Consider the following 22,282-nt stretch of genomic DNA (forward strand, 5'->3'; position numbering starts at 1 on the left):
ATTAATATGTGGTTTGCTTCTTTCAAATTGTGCTTTACTCATTATTTCCTCCTAATTTTTATTTAATACTTCTTCTTTTACACTTTCAGGTACTTGAGCGTAATGATCAAATTGCATTGAATATGTTGCTCTACCTTGAGTTTTACTTCTTAGGTCTGTTGCATATCCAAACATTTCTGAAAGTGGTATGAAAGCATTTAATACATGAATTCCATCTTTTGGATTCATTCCATCAATCTTACCTCTTCTTGATGAAACATCTCCCATTACATCTCCTAGGTATTCATCTGGTGTAGTAATTTCAACTTTTTCCATTGGCTCAAGTAAAATTGGTTTAGCTTTTGCTACTGCGTTTTTAAGAGCCATAGATCCTGCTACGTGGAAGGCAACTTCTGATGAGTCTACTTCGTGGTATGAACCATCGAATACTTCAACGTGCATATCAACCATTGGATATCCACCAAGGATACCTTGAGTAGCTGCTTCTCTAACACCTTCTTCAACTGGTTTGATGTATTCTTTTGGAATTGCTCCTCCGACGATTTTGGATTCGAATGTGATTCCTGCTCCTTCTTCGCCTGGCATAATTCTAAGAACAACATCTCCGTATTGACCAGAACCACCGGATTGTCTTACAAACTTACCTTGTGCTTCTGCAGGTTGTGTTATAGATTCTCTGTATGCTACTTGTGGGTTACCAATGTTAGCTTCTACTTTGAATTCACGAAGTAATCTATCAACGATAATTTCAAGGTGTAATTCTCCCATTCCTGAAATTATTGTTTGTCCAGTTTCTTCATCTGTTTTTGTAACGAATGTTGGATCTTCTTCTGCAAGTTTTTGAAGTCCTATTGCCATTTTATCTTGACTTGCTCTTGTTTTTGGTTCAATAGCTACTGAGATAACTGGATCTGGGAATTCCATGTTTTCAAGAATTATTTGGTCATCTTGAAGGCAGAGTGAATCTCCTGTTGTTGTATTTTTAAGTCCAAGAAGAGCTACTATATCTCCACAATAGCCTGTTTCGATTTCTTCTTGTTTGTTTGAGTGCATTTGCAGGATTCTTCCTACTCTTTCTTTTTTACCTTTTGTAGCATTGTAGATGTATGAACCTGATTCAATTGTTCCTGAATAGATTCTTGCATAAATTAACTTACCTACATAAGGGTCAGTTACTACTTTAAATGCTAAAGCAGAAAGAGGTTCTTTATCTCCAGCTTTTCTTTCAAGAATTTTTTCTTCATCTTTAGGGTCAGTTCCTTGAACTGCTGGTATATCAAGTGGGCTTGGCATGTAATCAACTATGGCATCAAGAAGTGCTTGAACACCTTTGTTTTTGTATGCTGAACCACATAGACATGGGAAAATTTTCTTTTCAATTGTTCCCTTTCTTATAGCAGCTTTAATTTCTTCTTCAGAAACTTCTTCACCTTCTAGATATTTCATCATTATTGTATCATCAATTTCTGATAATTCTTCTAAAAGATTTGCTCTATATTCTTCAGCTTTTTCTTTTAAATTTTCTGGAATTTCGCCTTTGATTGGGTGAGCTCCTAAGTCTTCTGTTTTATATGTTACAGATTCCATTGTTACTAGGTCAACTACACCTTCAAATTCTTGTTCAGCTCCTATAGGAATTTCTATAGGTACTGCATTTGCTTTTAATTTTTCTTTTATTGTATCTACAGACATGAAAAAGTCAGCGCCTGTAGCATCCATTTTATTTATGAAACAAAATCTTGGAATGTCATATTTGTCAGCTTGTCTCCAAACTGTTTCAGATTGTGGTTCTACACCACTTTTCGCATCAAAAAGTGCAACAGCACCATCAAGAACTCTTAGAGATCTTTCTACTTCAACTGTAAAGTCAACGTGGCCTGGTGTGTCTATGATGTTTATTCTGTGATCATTCCAGTAACATGTTGTAGCAGCAGAACCAATTGTAATTCCACGTTCTTTTTCTTGGTCCATGGAATCCATTACTGCTGTACCATCATGGGTATCACCGATTTTATATATCTTTCCTGTATAAAACAACATTCTTTCTGTTACTGTTGTTTTACCAGCATCGATATGCGCCATGATACCAATATTTCTGGTTGCTTTTAATGAGACATCTCTTGACATTGATCCCCCTAATATCTATAGTGTGCGAAAGCTTTATTAGCTTCTGCAGCTCTGTGCATTTCTTCTTTACGTTTAACGCTGGCACCAGCATTGTTTGATGCATCTAAAATTTCTTTAGATAATCTTTCTACCATAGTTTTTTCTCCACGTGCTCTTGAGAAATTAACTAACCATCTTAAACCTAAAGTTTGTCTTCTTTCTGGTCTAACTTCCATAGGTACTTGGTAGTTAGCTCCACCTATTCTTCTTGCTTTAACTTCAAGTGTTGGCATAATATTTTCTAAAGCTTGGTAGAATACTTCTAATGGATCATTTCCTGAAGTTTCTCCAACTATTTCGAAAGCATCATAAACTATTTTTGTAGCAACGCCTTTTTTACCATCAAGCATAACGTTGTTGATTAGTTTTGTTACAACTCTATCGTTATACTTTGCATCAGGCATTACCTCTCTTTTTGGTATATGTCCTTTTCTTGACACTTTGCTTCCCTCCTTTACCAATTTTAGTAATATCTTTAGTACTCGACCATAAGGCCTTAAAAACGACCTTAAAGCCGTTCGTGTGCACATATACTTTTATTTTAATCTCAGTACATTATGCACTACATCTAAATACTACTAATTATCTTTTTTAGCTCCGTATTTAGATCTACCTTGTTTTCTTCCTTCTACTCCTGCTGTATCAAGAGTACCTCTTATGATATGGTATCTAACACCTGGAAGGTCTTTTACTCTTCCTCCTCTAATTAGTACAACAGAGTGTTCTTGAAGATTGTGTCCGATTCCTGGTATATAAGAAAGAACTTCTGCACCATTAGTAAGTCTTACTCTGGCAATTTTTCTCAAAGCTGAGTTAGGCTTTTTAGGTGTAACTGTTCTTACTGAAGTACAAACTCCACGTTTTTGTGGTGATTGAGATTTAGTTTGTCTTCTTTTAAGAGTATTGAAGTTATAACCTAAAGCTGGTGTATCTGATTTTTCCTTAGTAGTTTTTCTACCTTTTCTAACAAGTTGATTAATTGTAGGCATAATGCACCTCCTTTTTTTCTAAATTTTAATCATCTTAAAAATTGGCCTTACGCCAATCCTTATTAATTTTACACTCTTAGTATATATATGTCAAGTAATTTAAAGGCTTTTAGATATTTAAAATTATTTTTGATTTAATTAAATTCTTACAAATTTTTTTATAAATAGTACAATGTAATCAAAAAGAGGAAGATATGGAAAAATTTTATAAAATATTATTGCTAGATCTAGAAAAAAAGAAATATGAAATTGAATATATTGATAAAAAACTAAAAATTTTTATATGGGTGGATTTGCTCTTTCTTTGTTTTTTTTAATAAAAACAAAATTTTAAAAATCCTTGGATGATTTTTACATCTTCAATCATTGAATATAAAAATCCAATTTCTAAATTTATAATTATGGGAAAAAATAATTCGGGTAAAATTTTCTACAAAAATATGGGAGGAGTTTTTTCTTATTTTCTTAAATCAAATTCTTATGATGGACTTATTTTGTTAAATAAGTCTGATTTTCCTGTGGAAATTTATATTGATAAAGATAAAATACTATTTAATGAAAATTCTAATAAAAATCATTCAAACTCTTCTACTTTTAATTATTTAAGGAAAAAATATGGAGATGATTTATCTTCTATTTATATTACAAATTCAACTATAAAAAAAGATAATTTGGCAAGACTTGTTGAAGATAAATATCGTGGTTGTTCAAAAAATCTTTCAAATCTTTTGTATGAAAAAAATGTAATTTCCATTTCGGTTAAAAAAAATAATTTAAGAAAGATAAATAGTCCATCAATTTTTAAAAAAAATCCCAATAGACAATGTGATGGATGTATTTTGGGTTGTTTTGATAAAAAATTTCACGAAAAAGAAAATCTTTTTTCAATTAAAAATTCTTATAATGATGACGATTTAGAAAAATTAAATAAAATAAAAACTAGACTTGATGAGTATGGAATTGATATTTATGGCTTATCAAAAAGCATAGAATTTTCATATAAATATTTAAACCATATTTACAAATTCGAAAATTTAAATATCGACCAATTGGATAATATTACAAAAAAAATCGTAAGTGATAAAAAAGATGAAATTTATAGTGATTTGGCTTGCGGTAGAAAATATCTAGAGAAAAAATATAAAATAAAATCTTTATCAGATAAAAAAGGAAAAAATATGCCTAAGGATTATTTAAAGATAATTGATTCGGCAGGAATGTGTTTATTTGCTACAAACCCAAAAGATTTATCAAATATTGTAAATACCATAAATGAACTTTCAAATTTAAATTATAGTACTTGTGATGTTGAGAATTTAATAAAAGAAATCGGAAAATTAGAAAGCAGCTTAAATTAATTTAAGCTGCTTATTTTTTAATTCTATGTGATAGTCAAAGCTATAATCATCTAAATTATCATGACTTATTATAATTATCATCCTATCTTCTTTTTCTTTTAGCCACTTATCCAAAAATATATTTGCATCAATCCTTGATTTTTTATCCATTTGAGAAAAGGGTTCATCTAATAGCAAGGTCTGATTTGCTTTTAACATAGTCCTTAAAAAAACTACTTTTTCCTTTTCTCCTCCTGATAAGCTTTTTATATTTTGGTCTAATAAATTTTCTATTGCAAAAAATTCCAAGTCTTTTTTTATATTTTCGATATTTTTTCCTATTATTTTAAAATTATCTCTTGAAGTCTTTTTGAAAATAAAGGGATTTTGAGCTTGATAAACTATATTTTTATCATTTTCAATACTTCCTTTTACAAATGTATTTATTCCAATAAAAGACTTTAATAATGTCGATTTGCCCGCTCCATTTTCTCCAGTTAAAATATATTTTTTTCCATCATAGAAAGTAAAATCTTCTATGTGAAATAATAATTTTTCATAAATTCTAGCTTGTACGTTTTTTATTTTTATCATCATTTCTCCTAGAAAAAATCATTGCAAAAATAGAAATTCCAAAGGAAATTAGCATAAGAATAATTCCAAGTTTTATACTCATAGAATAGTTTCCCTTATTATTTTCAAGAACTATTGCGGATGTCAAAACCCTAGTTTTATATCTTATATTTCCTCCTACAATCATTACAGCTCCTACTTCTGATATAGCTCTACCAAATCCTGTTATAAGCGCCGAAGAAAGCGAATAAGAGCTTTCTTTTATTAACTGCCTATACATCTTGAATTTTGAAATTCCAAGTCCTAAGCAAGTTTCTACAAATGAATTTCTAATTTCTTCTACTGCTGGATATATATTTGCACAAATTATTGGTGTTACTATGAGAATTTGGGCAATTATTATAACTTTTTGCGTATAAAGCCAAGAAAGTTTTCCAAATATTCCATTTTTTGAAAATAAAATATATACAAAAACTCCTGCTATTACTGGTGGCAAAGATGTGAAAGCATTAATAATTATTTTTAATATTTTTATAAATTTATTTTCATTTAATCCAAGGTAAAATGCCAAAAAAATTGCAAAAATTCCAGATATTATCGTTGAAATTATACAAATTTTTAAGGTCAATAAAACTATGGAATAAATTTCATTCATCCTATTCTCCTAAAAAGAAAAGTTGTTGACCATATTCCTCTTTTCCGTATTCGCTAATTAATTTTTTTGCCTTATCTGATAGCATCCAATCTTGGAATTTCTTAGCTACATCTGGGTTTGTGCCTTTTACTTTGTCAGGATTTACTATAATAATTGAATAAACATTTTTAAGAGCATCTGATTGGTCAACTAAAACTTCCAAATCCAAATCATTTTCCATGGTTAAAAATGTTGATAAATCTGTAAGTGTATAGGCGTTATTTTCTGAAGCAAAAGTTAAAGTTGCTCCCATTCCATCACCAAGTGAGTTGTAGTTATCTTTTTTTGATAATTCGTCAACATCAACACCTGCTTTTTCCCAAATTTTTAATTCTTTGTTGTGGGTTCCCGACTCATCTCCTCTTGATACAAATTTTTCGTCCTTTTCACTTATTAATTTGAAGGCTTCTTCTGCATCTTTTCCTTTGATTCCTGCTGGATCATCTTTTGGTCCAACTATTACAAAGAAATTGTGCATGAAAGATTTTCTTTCAAGTCCATATCCTTCTTCAATAAATTTTTCTTCCGCATCTTTTGAGTGAACCAAAATTACATCAGCATTTCCTGCCTTTGCATCTTCGATTGCAGCTCCTGTTCCTTTTGAAACAATTTCCATGTCAAGTCCTGTGTCTTTTTTGAAATCATCTCTCAAATAATCCATTAGTCCTGAATCATTGACTGAAGTTGTTGTTGTAAGCTTTACAATTTTTTCTTCGCTTGTATTTTCGTTTGAGCTTTCCACAACTTCATTGCTTGTAGAATTTACATTGGAATCTGTTTTTATTTCTTCCGTATTTTTCCCACATCCTGTTAGTCCAAATAACAAAGCAAGTGCCAACAAATTTAGTTTTTTAATTTTCATATTATCCTCCTATAAAATATTTCCACTTTCCTTAGTATTATACCCACCTAAGTCTTTCATTTTACTTTTAAATTCATCTGATCTTAAAACTTCAACCAAGTCCTTGATAGATTCAAGTTTTAAATTTTCTTTTTTTATTATAAATTGATATTCTTCATCTTTTAGGTAAATAAAATCTATATCCATTTTTATAGCTGCAGATTCAACTCCAATTGAAAAATCACAATCCCCATTTTTTACAGCAAGGGCAGCTGACAAATGAGTAGTCACTTCGTTGTCGTATCCATTTATTGTTTCTGGATCAATATTCTTATTTTTTAACAAATAGTCAAACAACAAACGAGTTCCTGCTCCTCTTTGCCTGTTTACCATTTTTTTATCAAGAAGGTCTTCTATGTTTTTGATTTTTAATGGATTATTTTTTTGAACAAAAATCCCCTGCCTACGTCCAACCACATTTATTTTTGAAACTTCTTCTTTTTCAAAAAATAAATCAATAGCTTCGTTGTTATAAGTTCCATTTTGATCTAGCAAATGAGAAGGAGCAAGCATACAGTCGCCTTGGCTTAGGGCCTTGAGTCCTGCCAAAGAACCCACGTGGGATGATGAAATTCTTGTAATCTTATTATCTTTTGCAAATAAATCATTTAAAATATCTAAAACTATATCATGAGATCCAATCGAAACCATCCTGTTTTCAAAAACTTTTTTTGGAATTGGACTATGAAGGGTGACTTCTACCAAATCTCCCCTATTATAGCCTTCGATATTTCTATCAATAATTAGATAACCATCTGATTCTGATAGAGAAAAAAGGGATCCAGCCTTCCTATCAAGTGGTGTTACAATAATTTCTCCATCAACTAAGCCAATTTTTACCCTTATATATTCCCTGTTTTTTAGAGAGGAAATTACAGGTTTGGTAAGTTTTGCCTTAATTTTTATTTTATCATCAGAAATAATTCTCATTTTTTTAAGAAGAGTAGGAAGAACAATTTTATCAAAAACTATGTGGGTTGAAACTGGATAGCCCGGAAGTCCTACAAAGGGAGTTTGGGAAATTTTTCCAAGAATTGCTGGTTTTCCTGGTTTTATTGAAAGTCCATGGACAAAAACCTCTCCAATTTCTTCCACAATTTCTCTTGTATAATCCTTGCTTCCTGCCGAAGTTCCCGCAATCAATGTTACAAAATCGCATTCTTTTTGAGCTTTTTCTAGAACTTTTTTAATTTGTGCTTTTTCATCTTTTACAATGGGATAAATTATTGTTTCAAATCCACACTCTTTTGCCATAGATTTTAACATTGAAGAATTTGATTCGATAATTTTTCCCTTGACCAAGTCTTCCTTGTTATCAATTATTTCATTTCCAGATGGAATAATTCCAATAATTGGTTTTTTTAAAACTTCAACTTCATTTATTCCTGCAGAAATTAAAACTGAAAGATCAACCGACCTAAATTTGTGGTAAGATGTAAAAATCAAATCTTTTTCGATTACATCTTCTCCTTGGATTCTTATATTTTCCCAAGCATTTACAGGTTTTAAAATTACAATTCCATCTTCTTGAATTTTTACATCTTCTATCATTATTACTGCATCATAGGGTTTTATTAAGGCTGAGCCCGTATTGCAATAAATAAAATCTTCATTTTTTAAAAACAAGGGCTTATTTTCTCTTGCAAGTTTTGTCATCTCACTTTTTACCATTACCCCATCCATGGCTGATGAATGGTAGGCTGGTGATGAATATTTTGCAAAAATTGCATTTTTTGAAATCCTTCCAAAGGCATCCTTGGAATCTATAATTTCACTTTTTTCATCTTCAAAAAATCCCCCAATATTTTCGTGGAAAATCTCTATTGCCTCTTCTAATTCTTTTGTATCTAAATAAATATTTCTCATCTAATAAGATTCACCCACACTTTTTCATTTTCTTTTATTCCTTCAACGTATTCATCAATTACAATATAGCCCTTGGCTTTTTTTAATAGGGAAATATTGTTAGAAAATCCAAAAATAGGACTTGCCACAAGCGCATCTCCTTCTTTTTTTATTTCAACAAGACAAATCATGGTTTTTGCTGAAGTATTAGCAATATTTCTTTTGATTTTGCATTTTATTTTTAAATTTTCGTCAATTTTAAAATATTTTTCATAGGCTTTTTGAAAAACCGTCCTAAAAACTGCATAGGCACTAATAGGATTTCCAGGAAGTCCCAAAATCATTGTATTGTTATTTTGACTTAAACTTGTCGGCTTTCCAGGTTTTATAGAAATTCCGTGATAAATCATTCCAGGATTTAATTCTTTTGTAATCTCTGGAACAAAATCCTTGTTTCCCTTTGAGGATGATCCAGAAATTATTATCAAGTCCAAATCTTCTTCAAGCTCTTTTTTTATAAGGTCTTTATCATCTTTTAGATGTTTCATAGAAAGAACATCAATTCCCATATTTTTCAACATTGAATAAAGCATATAAGAATTAATATCCCTTGATTTTCCTGGGACTAGTTTTGCATTTACCGGAATAATTTCATCTCCTGTTGATAAAATTTTACATTTTAATTTGTCATAAACTTCAATTTTTTCATAGCCCAAACTTGCTGCCATGGCTATTGTTTCAGGGTCTATAATTTTTCCTTCTTTTTGGTAAATATCTCCAACTTTTGAATCATCGCCAATATCTATAATATTTTCCATAAAAACAACTGGCTTACTGATTGAAATTAATTTTTTTGACAAAATTTCTGTATATTCTATGGGTAAAACTGCATCTGCTCCTTCTGGAACCATACCGCCAGTATAAATTTTTGAGGCCTCGCCTCTTTTTAATTTTTTTTGGGGAATATTGCCCATTTGAATTTCTTCAACAACTTTTAACATTGAAGGAATTGAATCAGTCGCACCTAGACTATCCTTATAATTTATGGCATAGCCATCCATAGTACTTTTTCTAAAACATGGCAAATTATCTTTTGAAATCAAGTCTTTTGCCAAAATATAGCCTAAAGAATCGCAAGTTTTTATTTGGGTTTTTTTCTTATATCCAATTTTTTCCATCAAAGAAACTTGTAAGTCAATAGCCTCATCAATTTTTACAACATCTAATAAATCCATAACTTCCTCATTTTATAAAAAGATTTTCATTTTTATTATAAATGTTAAATCTTTCGCCTCTTGCAAAACCAATCAAATTTATATTTTTCTCCCTTGCCAAATCAACTGCAAAACTTGTTGGGCATGACTGAGAAATAAGAAGGTTAAAACCTATATTTGAAATTTTTTCCATAATAACTTCACTTATCCTACAAGATGTAAAAATAAATTTATCTGATAGGTCGATTTGATTTTTTAAAATATAGCCAATTAATTTATCAACGGCATTGCTTCTTGAAACATCTTCTTCAAATTTTATAATTTGGTAATTTTTTACAAGAGCACAAGAATGAGCTCCACCTGTTCTTTTAAAAATCTCCGACTCATTTTGAAATCTTTTAGAAAATTCAAAAAGTTTTTCCCTATCAATTGTTTGATTTTTAATCTCCCTAGTCTTCTTTTGAGATTTTTCTTTGTATAATTCAACATAGGCTTTGTTTTCTTCTATTTTTAAATTTTTAATATCGTTTATTGAATTAATCAGATTTTTGCTATAAAGATGACCTATGACAAGATTTTCTATTTCAACTGGAGTTAAGCTTAGTCTTGTAAATTTTTCCCCATTTACATAAATTTCTATAGGATATTCAACAATGACCTCATCCATCAAGTTTAGGTCCTTGCCCTTTCCAATTTTTTCAATTTGGTATTTTTTAACTGAATTCATTTTTACTCTCTTCTATAATTTTTTTCCAATCATCAGGATAATTTAGATTTTTAAAAATTTTATCGAAATTTTTAATTTCTTTTATCTCTTCTTTTTTTATCACGGTAGGAGAAATTTCTCTTAAAAATCCATTCAAACTGCGTCCGCCCTTTTTTATATATTTTTCCAAATCTTTTGCCAATTCTTTTTTATAAAGGGCAAAAAAAGGCTCATAATATTTTTCATTTTTGTAGGCTAAAATTTTTTCATAGGATTTTTCTTTCAAAAAATCAATGTAATCTTGATTAAAATATGGCATATCGCAGGCAATCAAGAAATTATCCTCATTTTTTGCATAAATAAGGCCACTATACAATCCTGCACAGGGGCCAATATTTTTTATTATATCTTCTTTAATTAGTATATCATTTTTATAATTTTTATACCTATTTTCAAAAAAGTTTTTTTCATTTGACAAAATTATGATTTGATCAAAATTTTTTGCCAAGTTTTCTATAATGGTGTCAATCAAATAGACACCATTATAGGATAACTTTTGTTTATCAACTCCCATCCTTGTACTTTTTCCTCCGCAAAGAAGGAGAGCCGTCATTTTTTTATTTCCCATCAGCCACCCCAGCTAATGTTCATGTATTGGTCCATCAATTTATCATATTCTTTTTTGAAAATATTTGCGTGTTCATCTTCCCAACTAGAAAAATTTTCTAAAATTTCTTTCAATTCTCCATCATCAACTTTTTTTGCCATAGATTTATAATAATCTCTAAAATCTTCCTCAATAAGATATGCCATTCTTAAAACATTCATATCAGGAATCATGGATTGTTCCAAATTTTGGTCCAAATTTTCGCTTTCTTTTCTTTGGTCAAAAAATTCTTCTGCGTTGTCTTTTGGCAAAGTCAAATCTTTTTCATCAACATCTTCTCCCTTGTATTTGGAAAGAAGATTTTTTAGATATTCATAATGACTCCACTCAATTTTTGATAATTTTTTAAAAACTGCTTGAGTTTGTAGATTTTGACTTTTTTCTGCATTATCTTTATAAAAATTGTGCCCATATAATTCCATTTCCATGGCAAGGCTAATTATTTTTATTGGATCATACATAAGAGCCCCTTTCTATTTTTTCAATCATAACACTTGCAACTTTAAGCTCAGGAATTTTTGCAATTGGATCTAGGGTTGGATTTGTTAGCCTATTTGCTGGTCCATCAACATAATGGAAAGGCATAAATACAACTCCTGGATTTATTTTTTCAGTTACTTTCGCATAAGATTCTACACTTCCACGTCTTGATGAAACTTTGATTTTTTCACCATTTTTTATATTGTAAATTTTTGCAGTTTGTGGAGAAATTTCTATATAAGATTTTCCTGCAATTTCACTTAATCCTTCAATTTTTCCTGTCATAGTTCTTGTGTGATATTGGTAAAGCATTCTTCCAGTTGTAAGAATCAACGGATATTTTTCATCTGGCAATTCCTTGCTCTCTTCATAATCTATTGGTACAAAAAGTCCCTTGCCCCTTGCCATTGTATTTTTGTGTAAATATTTTGTTCCAGGGTGGTCTTTGTTTGTGCAAGGCCATTGAAGAGATTCTTTTTTAAGCCTTTTGTAAGAAATTCCACCGTATGAAGGAGTACAAGCAGCAATTTCATCCATAATTTCACTAGGATCTGCATAGTATTCTTCATATCCCAAAAGAGTAGAAATTTCCATCAAAATTTGCCAATCAGCTTTGGAATCTCCAATAGGATCAATTGCCTTATTTATTCTTTGAATTCTTCTTTCTGTATTTGTAAAAGTTCCGTCTTTTTCTGCAAAAGATGCTGCTGGTAAAACTACATCAGCAAATTCTGCAGTTTCAGATAAGAAAATATCTTGAACAAGTAAAAAGTCCAATTTTTTCAAGGCTTTTTTGATATGATTTTGGTCTGGATCTGAAATCATAGGATTTTCTCCCATTATATATAAAAATGAAAGCTCTCCTTTGTCTGCCGCATCCATCATCTCTGTAATTGTTAGGCCCTTTTTATATGGAAGATCTCTTTTCCAAAACTCTCCCATTCTCTCTCTTACAGGGTCAATAAATACTTTTTGATATCCTGTATAATCTGTTGGAAGAGCTCCCATATCGCAAGCTCCTTGAACGTTATTTTGTCCTCTCAAAGGATTTATTCCTGTAGATTCAAAACCAACATTTCCTGTAAGCATTTGTAGGTTTGAAGTTGATCTTACTCCGTTTGTTCCTGAAGAATGTTGGGTGATTCCCATTGAATAGTAAAGTGCGCCTTTGTCTTCTTTTGCATACATTCTTGCAGCTTTTATCAAATCTTCTTTGTTTATGTGGCAAATTTCTGCCACAAAATCTGGCGTATATTTTTCTACAGTTTTTCTAAATTCTTCAAAGCCTTCGCATCTTTCACTTATATAATCCATATCGTGAAGATTTTCTTTTAAAATTATATGCATTAGGCCATTTAAAACTGCAATATTTGTTCCAGGTTTTATTTGTAAATAAATATCTGCATAATCTGCAAGTTCGATTTCCCTAGGATCTATAACTATAAGTTTTGCCCCTTCTTTTACTCTTTTTTTGATTTTTGTTCCAATAACTGGGTGATTTTCTGTTGTATTTGTTCCAATTATTATAAAGGCATCGGTTCCTTCAATTTCTGCAATACTGTTGGTCATAGCACCACTTCCAAGGGTATTGGCAAGACCTGCTACGGTTGAAGCGTGGCAAAGACGAGCACAGTGATCGACATTATTTGTTTTAAAAACTGTCCTTACAAATTTTTGGAATAGATAATTTTCCTCATTTGTACATCTTGCTGAAGAAAATCCTCCAAATCCATCTGGACCTTTTTTCTCCATAGTTTCATCATATTTTTCTTTTATGACTCTGTAGGCTTCTTGCCAAGATGCTTCAACTAATTTTCCATTTTTTCTAATAAGAGGTTTTGTAAGTCTATCAGGATGGTTTACAAATTTGTGGGCAAATTTTCCTTTTACACACAAAAGCCCATCATTTGGAATTGTATTAATTGGTTCAACTTCAACAATCCTATTTCCTTTTATTAGTAAATTAATTTGGCAACCTACTCCACAATATGAGCAAGTTGTTTGAACTTTACGAACTTCCCAATACCTAAACTTATCTTCTTCGTATTTTTTCTTAGGATTTAAGGCTCCAACCGGACAAGCTGAAACACAGTTTCCACAAGAAACACAATCTGAAAAACCAAGTCCCTTATCCATAGGGGTTCCAATATATGTATCAAATCCTCTGTCGACAAAACTTATGGCATGGCTATTTTGGAGATTATTGCACACACTTACACAAATCCCACATTTTATACATTTATTAGGATCGTAAGAATAAAATTTATTTGAAAAATCAATTGGTAAATCTTTTATCTCTCTTTTAAAAGATCCCTCACTTATTCCATACTCATAGCAATAATTTTGTAATTTACATTTTCCAGACTTATCACAAGATAGGCAATCATTTGGATGATTTGAAAATAATAAATCCAAAATTTCTCTTCTCATTTTCATTATTTTTTCACTGTGAGTATAAATTTTCATCCCATCTTTTAATTTTTGTGAACAAGCCGTAACTGGAGTTTTATATCCTTCGATTTCAACTATACAAAGTCTACAAGCTCCATTTGGCAAAAGTCTTTCATCCTTACAAAGGGTCGGAATTTCTATGCCAATTTCCTTACAAAATTCAAGAATAGTCTTAGGAGTATCAAGATTATATTCAAAATCATTAATTATGACTTTCATATTATTCTCCTTTGTCTTCTATTTTTTCAATTTTTTTATAAACATTATTTAAACCTGTAACAGTCATCCAATTAGTTTCTTTAAACTCTCCAGCCCCTTTCATGTATGGTTTATCTGGATTATCCAAAAACATCAATTCTGTCATCATTCTTCCCTTTAAGCAAAGTGGTCTTCCAGAACCAGGTTTTTTTGCAGTAACTGCAATATTTTTGCCATTTTTTGAATGTAGATTAAAATCACATCCATAATCGCAAACCTTACACTTAACTTCTTTAGTTTCTCCTTCAAAATTTCTAATTTTTCCCATAAGTCTTCTATCAACCAAGGCTCCAACAGGACAAATTGAAACGCACCTGTTACATGAAACACAATAGGAATGAGCAAAATCTTCTCCCAAATCACAAGCTATATAAGAGTCATAGCCCCTGTCGGCAAAAGATAAAATCGCCCTTTCTTCTACTTGCCTACAAATTTGTACGCATTTTCCACAAAGAATACATTTTGAATTGTCTTTATAAATATAAGGGCTTGATAAATCATATTTTTCTTCTCTTTTTGCCCCATCATGGTCCCTGAATTTTACATCATATTCATAGGCATATTTTTGTAAAAGACAAGTTCCAGCTTTTTGGCAAGTTAGGCAATCATTTGGATGAGAATCTAGTAAAAGTTGCAAAATATTTCTTCTTTTTTCTTTTAATTCTTCCGTTTGAGTTTTTACTTCCATTCCATCACTTGCCCTTGCTGAACAAGAGGTTTCAATTTTACTTCTACCGTTTTTTGTAATTTCAACTATACAGAGTCTACATCCACCAAAGGCCTTTAAACTTGGATCATAGCAAATTGCAGGAATTTCTATCCCATTTTCTCTTGCTATATCCAAAACGAACCTATCTTTTTGAGTTTTTATTTCTTTTCCATCAATTTTTATCGTAATATCTGTCATAAGATCATCCCTTTACTACAGCTTTTGGTTTTATTGGACAAACATTAAAGCAGGTTCCGCACTTGATACATTTTTCTTGATCAATTGTATGTTTTTCTTTAACTTTTCCACTAATACATCTAACAGGACAATTTCTCTTACAAGTTCCACATCCTATACAATTATCTTCGATTTTATAGGATAATAATGCTTTACAAGATCCAGCTGGGCAGTGTTTATTTTCAATATGGTCTATGTATTCATCCTTATAATATTTCAAGGTGGAAATTACTGGAAAGGCTGCAGATTTTCCTAAACCACAAAGAGAAGCCTCTGTTACCAATTCGCTTAACTCTTCAAGCCTATCAATATCTTCCATTTTTCCCTTTCCTGCTACGATTCTTTCAAGAATTTCCAAAATTCTCTTTGTACCTTCTCTACAAGGAACGCATTTTCCACAGGATTCATCACAAGTAAAGTCGAGGAAAAATCTTGCTATGTCAACCATACAAGTATTTTCATCCATAACTACCATTCCACCTGAACCCATTATAGAATTTAATTCTTTTAAGGTTTCATAATCTACAGATGAATCCAAATATTTTGCAGGAATACATCCACCGGATGGTCCACCTGTTTGAACAGCTTTTAACTCTTTGTCGCCTTCAATTCCTCCACCCAAATCATAAATAATTTCTCTTAAAGTTGTTCCCATAGGAACTTCGATCAATCCACTGTTTTTTACATCCCCAACCAAGGAGAAAACTTTGGTTCCAGGAGATTTTTCTGTACCAATGCTTCTGTACCAATCAGCACCATTTATAATAATTTGAGCTACATTTGCCAAAGTTTCTACGTTATTTATAACTGTAGGTTTTTGCCACAAGCCCCTAAAGGCTGTACGATGGATTTTAACCCTTGGCATTCCTCTTTTGCCTTCAATTGATTCCATCAAAGCTGTAGATTCTCCACAAACAAAAGCACCAGAGCCTAGCCTTAATTCAATTGTAAAATCAAAACCAGAATCCATAATATTTTTGCCTAGAAAACCTTTTTCTTCAGCATCTTTTATAGCATATTTTAAACTTTCAACAGCCTTTGGATATTCAGCCCTTACATAAATAAATCCCTCATCACTTCCAATTGCATAACCTGCAATAGCCATTGCCTCAAGAACTGAATGTGGGTCATTTTCAAGAATTGACCTATCCATATAAGCACCAGGGTCTCCCTCATCGGCGTTACAAATTATATATTTTTTATCTACATCATAATCATAAGCAGTTTGCCATTTTTTCCCAGTAGGAAATCCAGCTCCACCTCTTCCACGAAGCATTGAATTTGAAATAATTTCAATAATTTCTTTCCTATCCATTTCTGATAGGGCCTTATGTAGGGCAAAATAACCGCCCCTTGCTATGTACTCATCGATACTTCTTGGATTTATAACTCCACAATTTCTTAGGGCAATTTTAACCTGAATATTGTCAGTTTTTTCAAGTTTTTCTGGATGGGAAACTTTCGTATTTTCTTTTATATTTTCAAGATATTCCAAATTTATCATAATTCACCTACTTATTTTCTTCCAAAACTTTAGAAACATCATCTTTTGTAAAATATTCAACTTGCTCTCCATTTATTTCAACAACAGGAGCTTTTCCACAATTTCCAAGACACCTTGTCTCTGAAATAGAAAATTTTCCATCAGGAGTGGTCTCGCCTTTTTTTATACCAAGTCTTTGTTCAAATTCATTTAAAATATCCGCAGCCCCTTTTACATAACAAGCTGTTCCAAGACAAATATGTATATCAGTTTTTCCCTTTGGTATAAAAGTAAATTGTGAATAAAAAGTTGCGACCCCATAAACTTCTGCTAATGGAATATTTAATTTATTTGAAATAAGTTCCATCATTTCATCTGGAAGATAGCCAAAAATACTTTGTGCTTCTTGTAGAATCGGCATCAAAGGTCCTTTTCTATCCTTGTTTTTTTCTATAAATCTTTTAAATTCGTTAATTTTTTCCCTGTTTTCTTCTTTATCAAAAACAAAATTTCCTTTTATAGTTTTCATATTTAATCCTCTTTTTTTCTCAATGATAACCAATAAGCTAAACCTACAAAAATTCCTCCGCCAACAATATTTCCTAAAGTTACTGGAAGTAAATTATGGATGAAAAATCCTGACCAAGTAAGTGAGGTAAGTCCATCTCCTAGTCCACTTGCAGCCGCATAAGCTGGAACAGATTTTGCAAAAATTCCTGCTGGAATATAGTACATATTTGCAATACTATGTTCAAAACCAGAAAGAACAAACAACATTACTGGAAAAAATGCACAAAGCATCTTGCCAACTTGACTATCAGATCCAAAAGACATCCAAACAGCCAAACAAACTAGCCAGTTACAAAAAATACCAAGGATAAAAGCCTCAGAAAATCCAAGATTTACCTTAGAATTTGCAATTAAAATTGTTCTTGCCCCAAGCATAGAATCGCATGCATTCCATTGACCTGATTTCATCATTAAAAATGCTACAAAAACTGATCCAATAAAATTGCCCAAATAAACAATGCCCCAAGCTCTTAAAAGCTCTTTAATATTGATTTTTTTGTCATATACAGAAATAAGCATTAAATTATTTCCAGTAAAAAGCTCAGCTCCTGCAATAAGAACAAAAATTAAACCTGGAGTAAAACACAAGCCTTGAACTAATTTGCCAAGACCCAAAGTATCTTTATTTGCTAGCAAATTAAAAGATGCAAAACTTGATCCTGCCGCTGCAAAAGCGATAAAAGCACCTGCCAAAAATGAAAGGATAAAAAGTCTTTTTGTGTTTGCCCTAGCCTTTTTTACATAAGCATCACTAACCCTGTCCAAAATCTCATCTGGTCCTAAAATATTTGCCATAGCTCCTCCTTTTTATTTAAAATCATATAGACATATTTTTATATATTAAAACTATACTTAATTAAATTTTAAATCTTTTTAATAATTATGTCAATCGATTTCACTAAATATTTATATGTGTTTTAATTTTAACAATTAATTTGTATTTATAGCAAAGAAATCTTTTTCCTGAAATACTGTTTTTTATTTATCCTATCTTAATTTTTTGAAAATAAAAAGATGCTGTTGCAAAATAATTTATTCATATTTTGCAATAGCCTCTTAAAATTTAATTTGTCTATTAAGAACAAATCCCCTATAATGAATTTATAGGAAAGGAGAATTTTATGAATTCTAAAGAAAATTACAGACAATATATTCATGCTCTTCCTTGTGCTGCAAGTTTAGTTTTGCTTATTCAATATTTAGCTTTTTTTTACATTTATAAAAACAGTCAACAAGAATCTTTGAAAAGATCCTTAATTTATTCCCTAGGATTTTTGATTTTTTCCATATTTTTAGCAAAAGTTCAAAAAGTTGATTTTAATTTTAAAGATATAAAATACAAAAAACTAACTATAATTTTATTATTGGTATTTGTAGTTTTAAATTTAATAAACACAATATAAAAGAGCCAGCTTATGCTGGCTCTTATTTTTTTATTCATTTAACGCTTCTTTTTCTCTATTTTCTACTTCTTCTATATTCATTTGGATTTGTGCATCTTCTAGGTCTTTATTTTCATAGTTAATATCAAAGTCATTGTAGACTTTCATCCCTGTACCTGCTGGTATTAGTTTTCCTATGATTATATTTTCTTTTAGTCCTTTTAGATCATCAACTTTTCCTTTTATTGATGCATCTGTAAGAACTCTTGTTGTTTCTTGGAAAGATGCTGCTGATAACCAAGATTCTGTTGCAAGTGATGCTTTTGTAATTCCTAGAAGTTGTTGAGAATACTCACATGGCTTTTTGCCTTCTTCTTGCATTTGTTCATTTGCAATTCTTACTTCTCTAATTTCTTGCAATGAACCTGGTAAAAATTCTGTATCTCCAGCGTCTTCTATTTTTACTTTTTTAAGCATTTGCTTTGTAATAACTTCTATATGTCTATCGTCAATTTCTACACCTTGAAGTCTGTAAACTTTTTGAACTTCTTTTGTGATGTAATCTTGAACTCCAACTTTTCCCAAAACTTTTAGTACATCGTGTGGATCAAGGGAACCTTCTGTTAGTTGTTGTCCTTTTTCAACCACATCTCCTTCTGATACTAAAAGTCTTGCACCAAATGGAATATTGTATTTTTTAGAATATCCATCTTCAGATAAAATTTCAACGTCAGTTTTCTTTTCATTTTGAATTAGTGAAACTGTACCAGAATTTTCTGCAATGAAGGCAAGTCCTTTTGGTTTTCTTGCTTCAAATAACTCCTCAACCCTTGGAAGACCTTGAGTAATTCCTACTCCTGCAATTCCTCCTGAGTGGAAGGTTCTCATTGTAAGCTGAGTACCTGGCTCTCCGATTGATTGAGCAGCTATAATTCCTACAGCCTCTCCAATATTTACTTTCTTGCCTGTAGCAAGGTTTCTACCATAACATTTTTCACAAACACCATGTTTAGATTTACATTCTAGAACTGAACGAAGTTTAACTTCTTTAATTCCATTTGCTACAATATTGTCAGCCTTATCTTCATCAATAATTTGATTTTTACTAACTATAAGTTCCCCATCATTATCATAAATATCTTCAAATGATGTACGTCCTACAATTCTTGTAAATAAATTTTCGATTAATTCATTTCCATCTTTAAATTCACGAGCAACTACATATCCATCTGTACCACAATCATCTTCTGTTACAATAACATCTTGAGAAATATCTACCATTCTTCTTGTTAAATATCCTGAATCGGCAGTTCTTAAAGCTGTATCTGTAAGTCCTTTACGAGAACCGTGTGTTGAAATAAAGTATTCTTGTACTGAAAGTCCTTCACGGAAGTTTGCCTTTATAGGAATTTCTATGATTTTTCCATCAGCTCTTGACATAAGTCCACGCATTCCACCTAATTGTCTGATTTGGTTTGTAGAACCACGGGCTCCAGAATCTGCAAATATTTTAATATTATTGTCAGATTTTAATTCGTCAAGTAGAGCTGCTGTTACTTCATCAGTTGCCTCTCTCCAAATATCTATAACTTTTTCGTATCTTTCATTATCAGTTATAAATCCACGTCTATAAAGTTTTTCATACTTATCAACTTCGCTATCAGCCTTTGAAACTATATCCCATTTTTGATGTGGAATTGTAACGTCTGACATAGAAACTGTTAGTCCTGAAAGAGTTGAGAACTTATAACCTGTTGATTTTATATAATCTAGAACTGATGCTGTTTTTATATTTCCATGTTTTCTAAAGCAACGATCAACAATTTCTTTTAATACACCAGATGATGTAACTTGATCAACTTCTAGAGAATATGGATCTTCTTTTCTATTTACATATCCTAAATCTTGTGGAATTCCTTCGTTGTAGATAAATCTACCAACTGAAGAATTTACAATTTTTCCAGGATCTTTTTCATCTTTTTTAATTCTTACTCCAACTTTTGTTTGAAGGGTAACATCATGATTTAAAAGAGCTTTTTTCATTTCTGAAATATTTTCGAAAATCATTCCTTCGCCCTTTGCACCTTCTTTAATAGTTGTTAAGTAATATGCACCAAGAACCATATCTTGGGATGGAGTTGTTATTGCCTTACCATCTTTTAGACCAAGAATATTGTTTGTTGACATCATCAAAAGTCTTGCTTCAATTTGTGCTTCATTTGATAAAGGCAAATGTATTGCCATTTGGTCTCCGTCAAAGTCCGCGTTAAAAGCAGGACAAGCAAGTGGATGAAGTTTCATCGCCTTTCCTTCAACCAAAACCGGTTCAAAAGCTTGGATACCAAGTCTGTGAAGTGTAGGAGCACGGTTTAATAAAACTGGATGGTCTTTTATTACATCTTCAAGTATTTCATATACTCTTGGATCTTTTTTCTCAACCATTTTCTTTGCAGATTTTAAATTATGAGCAAGGTCTTTTTCTACAACCTTATTCATAATAAAAGGTTTAAATAATTCTAGAGCCATCTCTTGTGGCAAACCACATTGGTTAAATTTAAGATTTGGACCTACAACTATTACAGAACGTCCTGAATAATCTACCCTTTTTCCAAGTAAGTTTTGTCTAAATCTACCACTTTTACCCTTTAATAAATCTGATAGAGATTTCATATTTCTATTTGATGCCCCTGTTACAGCACGACCACGTCTACCATTATCTATAAGAGCATCTACAGCTTCTTGGAGCATTCTTTTTTCATTTCTTACAATGATTTCTGGAGCTCCAATGTCAAGAAGTCTTTTTAATCTGTTGTTTCTATTTATAACTCTTCTATATAAATCATTTAAATCACTTGTTGCAAATCTTCCACCTTCAAGTTGAACCATTGGTCTAAGTTCTGGTGGCATAACTGGAAGAACATCAAGTATCATCCATTCTGGTTTATTGCCACTTGTTAAAAATGCGTCGACAACTTCAAGTCTTCTTGAAATCCTTACTTTCTTTTGTCCTTTTGCATCTTCAAGTTCTTTCATTAAAGATTCATATTCTTTTTTAAGATCCATGTTAGCAAGAAGTTTTTTAACAGCTTCTGCTCCCATTTCAGCTTGAAATTCTGTATCATCTGGATAATTATCTAGAGCCTGTGAATATTCGCTTTCAGATAATTCTTGTTTTTCGTAATATTCAGTTTCTCCTGGATTTATTACTACATAGGATGCGAAATATAATATTTTTTCCAAAACTCTTGGACTCATATCTAATAGTAAACCCATTTTTGAAGGGATTCCTTTGAAATACCATATATGACTTACAGGAGCTGCAAGTTCAATATGTCCCATTCTTTCACGTCTTACTTTAGATTTTGTTACTTCAACACCACATTTTTCGCAAACAACACCCTTATATCTAATTCTCTTGTATTTACCACAAGAGCATTCATAATCCTTGGTTGGTCCAAAAATTTTCTCACAGAATAAACCATCTTTTTCAGGTTTAAGTGTTCTGTAATTTATAGTTTCTGGTTTTTTTACTTCGCCATGGGACCATGATCTGATTTTTTCAGGAGATGCTATTTTCATTCTCATAGCACCAAATTCTTGTAATTCTGACAAAAAATCCC

At 31.3% G+C, this 22,282-nt stretch carries 19 protein-coding genes; 2 read left to right on the plus strand and 17 right to left on the minus strand.

What is annotated here, in order from left to right:
- Positions 1–51: 51 nt before the first annotated feature.
- From fusA to rpsL, 3 genes are all read right to left on the minus strand, one after another.
- Complete coding sequence (fusA, locus tag HGAG_RS04770; RefSeq protein WP_019118143.1) at positions 52–2,127, minus strand: elongation factor G; 2,076 nt, start codon at positions 2,125–2,127, stop codon at positions 52–54.
- Between the two features lie 8 nt (positions 2,128–2,135).
- On the minus strand, positions 2,136–2,606 hold the full coding sequence (rpsG, locus tag HGAG_RS04775) for a 30S ribosomal protein S7 (protein WP_004818603.1): 471 nt from the start codon (positions 2,604–2,606) through the stop codon (positions 2,136–2,138).
- 138 nt (positions 2,607–2,744) lie between these two features.
- Positions 2,745–3,155 carry a 30S ribosomal protein S12 gene (gene rpsL, locus HGAG_RS04780; RefSeq protein WP_004838162.1) on the minus strand — a complete coding sequence of 137 codons (411 nt, stop codon included), beginning with the start codon at positions 3,153–3,155 and terminating at the stop codon, positions 2,745–2,747.
- A 344-nt stretch (positions 3,156–3,499) separates the two neighbouring features.
- Between rpsL and HGAG_RS04790 the strand changes: the two genes are divergently transcribed.
- Positions 3,500–4,513: an aldehyde ferredoxin oxidoreductase N-terminal domain-containing protein gene (locus HGAG_RS04790; RefSeq protein ID WP_019118145.1), complete on the plus strand. Its 1,014-nt coding sequence runs from the start codon at positions 3,500–3,502 to the stop codon at positions 4,511–4,513.
- Here HGAG_RS04790 and HGAG_RS04795 read toward each other — a convergent pair.
- The 13 genes from HGAG_RS04795 to HGAG_RS04855 are packed head-to-tail and all read right to left on the minus strand — an operon-like array spanning position 4,505 to position 18,075.
- Positions 4,505–5,086, minus strand: coding sequence for an energy-coupling factor ABC transporter ATP-binding protein (locus HGAG_RS04795; RefSeq protein ID WP_019118146.1), 582 nt, complete (start codon positions 5,084–5,086; stop codon positions 4,505–4,507). The two genes, HGAG_RS04790 and HGAG_RS04795, sit on opposite strands and share 9 nt — an antisense overlap.
- Positions 5,058–5,720 carry an ABC transporter permease gene (locus tag HGAG_RS04800; RefSeq protein WP_019118147.1) on the minus strand — a complete coding sequence of 221 codons (663 nt, stop codon included), beginning with the start codon at positions 5,718–5,720 and terminating at the stop codon, positions 5,058–5,060. Before HGAG_RS04800 ends, HGAG_RS04795 begins: the two co-directional genes overlap by 29 nt.
- Position 5,721: 1 nt before the next feature.
- Positions 5,722–6,621: an ABC transporter substrate-binding protein gene (locus tag HGAG_RS04805; RefSeq protein WP_019118148.1), complete on the minus strand. Its 900-nt coding sequence runs from the start codon at positions 6,619–6,621 to the stop codon at positions 5,722–5,724.
- A 9-nt stretch (positions 6,622–6,630) separates the two neighbouring features.
- A complete protein-coding gene (locus HGAG_RS04810) occupies positions 6,631–8,526 on the minus strand; it encodes a molybdopterin biosynthesis protein (RefSeq protein ID WP_019118149.1) in 1,896 nt (631 codons plus the stop codon).
- A complete protein-coding gene (locus HGAG_RS04815) occupies positions 8,523–9,740 on the minus strand; it encodes a molybdopterin molybdotransferase MoeA (protein ID WP_019118150.1) in 1,218 nt (405 codons plus the stop codon). Before HGAG_RS04815 ends, HGAG_RS04810 begins: the two co-directional genes overlap by 4 nt.
- A 7-nt stretch (positions 9,741–9,747) precedes the next feature.
- The gene (locus HGAG_RS04820; RefSeq protein ID WP_019118151.1) at positions 9,748–10,446 is read right to left on the minus strand and encodes a formate dehydrogenase accessory sulfurtransferase FdhD; all 699 of its coding nucleotides are present in this window, start codon (positions 10,444–10,446) and stop codon (positions 9,748–9,750) included.
- Positions 10,433–11,053: a molybdenum cofactor guanylyltransferase gene (mobA, locus tag HGAG_RS04825; protein ID WP_019118152.1), complete on the minus strand. Its 621-nt coding sequence runs from the start codon at positions 11,051–11,053 to the stop codon at positions 10,433–10,435. The genes HGAG_RS04820 and mobA overlap by 14 nt, the downstream gene beginning before the upstream one ends.
- Positions 11,053–11,553 carry a ferritin family protein gene (locus tag HGAG_RS04830; RefSeq protein ID WP_019118153.1) on the minus strand — a complete coding sequence of 167 codons (501 nt, stop codon included), beginning with the start codon at positions 11,551–11,553 and terminating at the stop codon, positions 11,053–11,055. Before HGAG_RS04830 ends, mobA begins: the two co-directional genes overlap by 1 nt.
- Positions 11,546–14,242 carry a formate dehydrogenase subunit alpha gene (gene fdhF, locus HGAG_RS04835; protein WP_019118154.1) on the minus strand — a complete coding sequence of 899 codons (2,697 nt, stop codon included), beginning with the start codon at positions 14,240–14,242 and terminating at the stop codon, positions 11,546–11,548. Before fdhF ends, HGAG_RS04830 begins: the two co-directional genes overlap by 8 nt.
- A 1-nt stretch (position 14,243) precedes the next feature.
- On the minus strand, positions 14,244–15,188 hold the full coding sequence (locus HGAG_RS04840; RefSeq protein WP_019118155.1) for a 2Fe-2S iron-sulfur cluster-binding protein: 945 nt from the start codon (positions 15,186–15,188) through the stop codon (positions 14,244–14,246).
- Positions 15,189–15,192: 4 nt separating this feature from the next.
- Positions 15,193–16,731 (minus strand): NADH-ubiquinone oxidoreductase-F iron-sulfur binding region domain-containing protein, encoded by a 1,539-nt coding sequence (locus tag HGAG_RS04845; RefSeq protein ID WP_019118156.1) that lies wholly within the window; start codon positions 16,729–16,731, stop codon positions 15,193–15,195.
- Between the two features lie 7 nt (positions 16,732–16,738).
- Positions 16,739–17,239: an NADH-quinone oxidoreductase subunit NuoE gene (nuoE, locus tag HGAG_RS04850; protein WP_019118157.1), complete on the minus strand. Its 501-nt coding sequence runs from the start codon at positions 17,237–17,239 to the stop codon at positions 16,739–16,741.
- A 2-nt stretch (positions 17,240–17,241) separates the two neighbouring features.
- Complete coding sequence (locus HGAG_RS04855; protein WP_019118158.1) at positions 17,242–18,075, minus strand: formate/nitrite transporter family protein; 834 nt, start codon at positions 18,073–18,075, stop codon at positions 17,242–17,244.
- A 326-nt stretch (positions 18,076–18,401) separates the two neighbouring features.
- On the opposite strand from HGAG_RS04855, the gene HGAG_RS04860 reads away from it, so the two are divergent.
- Positions 18,402–18,683: a hypothetical protein gene (locus tag HGAG_RS04860; protein ID WP_019118159.1), complete on the plus strand. Its 282-nt coding sequence runs from the start codon at positions 18,402–18,404 to the stop codon at positions 18,681–18,683.
- 30 nt (positions 18,684–18,713) lie between these two features.
- On the opposite strand, the gene rpoC is transcribed toward HGAG_RS04860, so the two are convergent.
- Positions 18,714–22,274, minus strand: a complete 3,561-nt coding sequence (rpoC, locus tag HGAG_RS04865; RefSeq protein WP_019118160.1) for a DNA-directed RNA polymerase subunit beta' — start codon at positions 22,272–22,274, stop codon at positions 18,714–18,716.
- Positions 22,275–22,282 lie beyond the last annotated feature (8 nt).

The organism is Anaerococcus obesiensis ph10, assembly GCF_000311745.1.
In the GTDB taxonomy this organism is placed as follows: Bacteria; Bacillota; Clostridia; order Tissierellales; family Peptoniphilaceae; genus Anaerococcus; species Anaerococcus vaginalis.

Bases quoted from the DNA above. Each gene is read 5' to 3' on its own strand.
- fusA (WP_019118143.1), bottom strand. From the start codon at position 2,127: ATGTCAAGAGATGTCTCATTAAAAGCAACCAGAAATATTGGTATCATG.
- rpsL (WP_004838162.1), bottom strand. From the start codon at position 3,155: ATGCCTACAATTAATCAACTTGTTAGAAAAGGTAGAAAAACTACTAAG.
- HGAG_RS04790 (WP_019118145.1), top strand. From the start codon at position 3,500: ATGATTTTTACATCTTCAATCATTGAATATAAAAATCCAATTTCTAAA.
- HGAG_RS04795 (WP_019118146.1), bottom strand. From the start codon at position 5,086: ATGATAAAAATAAAAAACGTACAAGCTAGAATTTATGAAAAATTATTA.
- HGAG_RS04800 (WP_019118147.1), bottom strand. From the start codon at position 5,720: ATGAATGAAATTTATTCCATAGTTTTATTGACCTTAAAAATTTGTATA.
- HGAG_RS04805 (WP_019118148.1), bottom strand. From the start codon at position 6,621: ATGAAAATTAAAAAACTAAATTTGTTGGCACTTGCTTTGTTATTTGGA.
- HGAG_RS04810 (WP_019118149.1), bottom strand. From the start codon at position 8,526: ATGAGAAATATTTATTTAGATACAAAAGAATTAGAAGAGGCAATAGAG.
- HGAG_RS04815 (WP_019118150.1), bottom strand. From the start codon at position 9,740: ATGGATTTATTAGATGTTGTAAAAATTGATGAGGCTATTGACTTACAA.
- HGAG_RS04820 (WP_019118151.1), bottom strand. From the start codon at position 10,446: ATGAATTCAGTTAAAAAATACCAAATTGAAAAAATTGGAAAGGGCAAG.
- mobA (WP_019118152.1), bottom strand. From the start codon at position 11,053: ATGGGAAATAAAAAAATGACGGCTCTCCTTCTTTGCGGAGGAAAAAGT.
- HGAG_RS04830 (WP_019118153.1), bottom strand. From the start codon at position 11,553: ATGTATGATCCAATAAAAATAATTAGCCTTGCCATGGAAATGGAATTA.
- fdhF (WP_019118154.1), bottom strand. From the start codon at position 14,242: ATGAAAGTCATAATTAATGATTTTGAATATAATCTTGATACTCCTAAG.
- HGAG_RS04840 (WP_019118155.1), bottom strand. From the start codon at position 15,188: ATGACAGATATTACGATAAAAATTGATGGAAAAGAAATAAAAACTCAA.
- HGAG_RS04845 (WP_019118156.1), bottom strand. From the start codon at position 16,731: ATGATAAATTTGGAATATCTTGAAAATATAAAAGAAAATACGAAAGTT.
- nuoE (WP_019118157.1), bottom strand. From the start codon at position 17,239: ATGAAAACTATAAAAGGAAATTTTGTTTTTGATAAAGAAGAAAACAGG.
- HGAG_RS04855 (WP_019118158.1), bottom strand. From the start codon at position 18,075: ATGGCAAATATTTTAGGACCAGATGAGATTTTGGACAGGGTTAGTGAT.
- HGAG_RS04860 (WP_019118159.1), top strand. From the start codon at position 18,402: ATGAATTCTAAAGAAAATTACAGACAATATATTCATGCTCTTCCTTGT.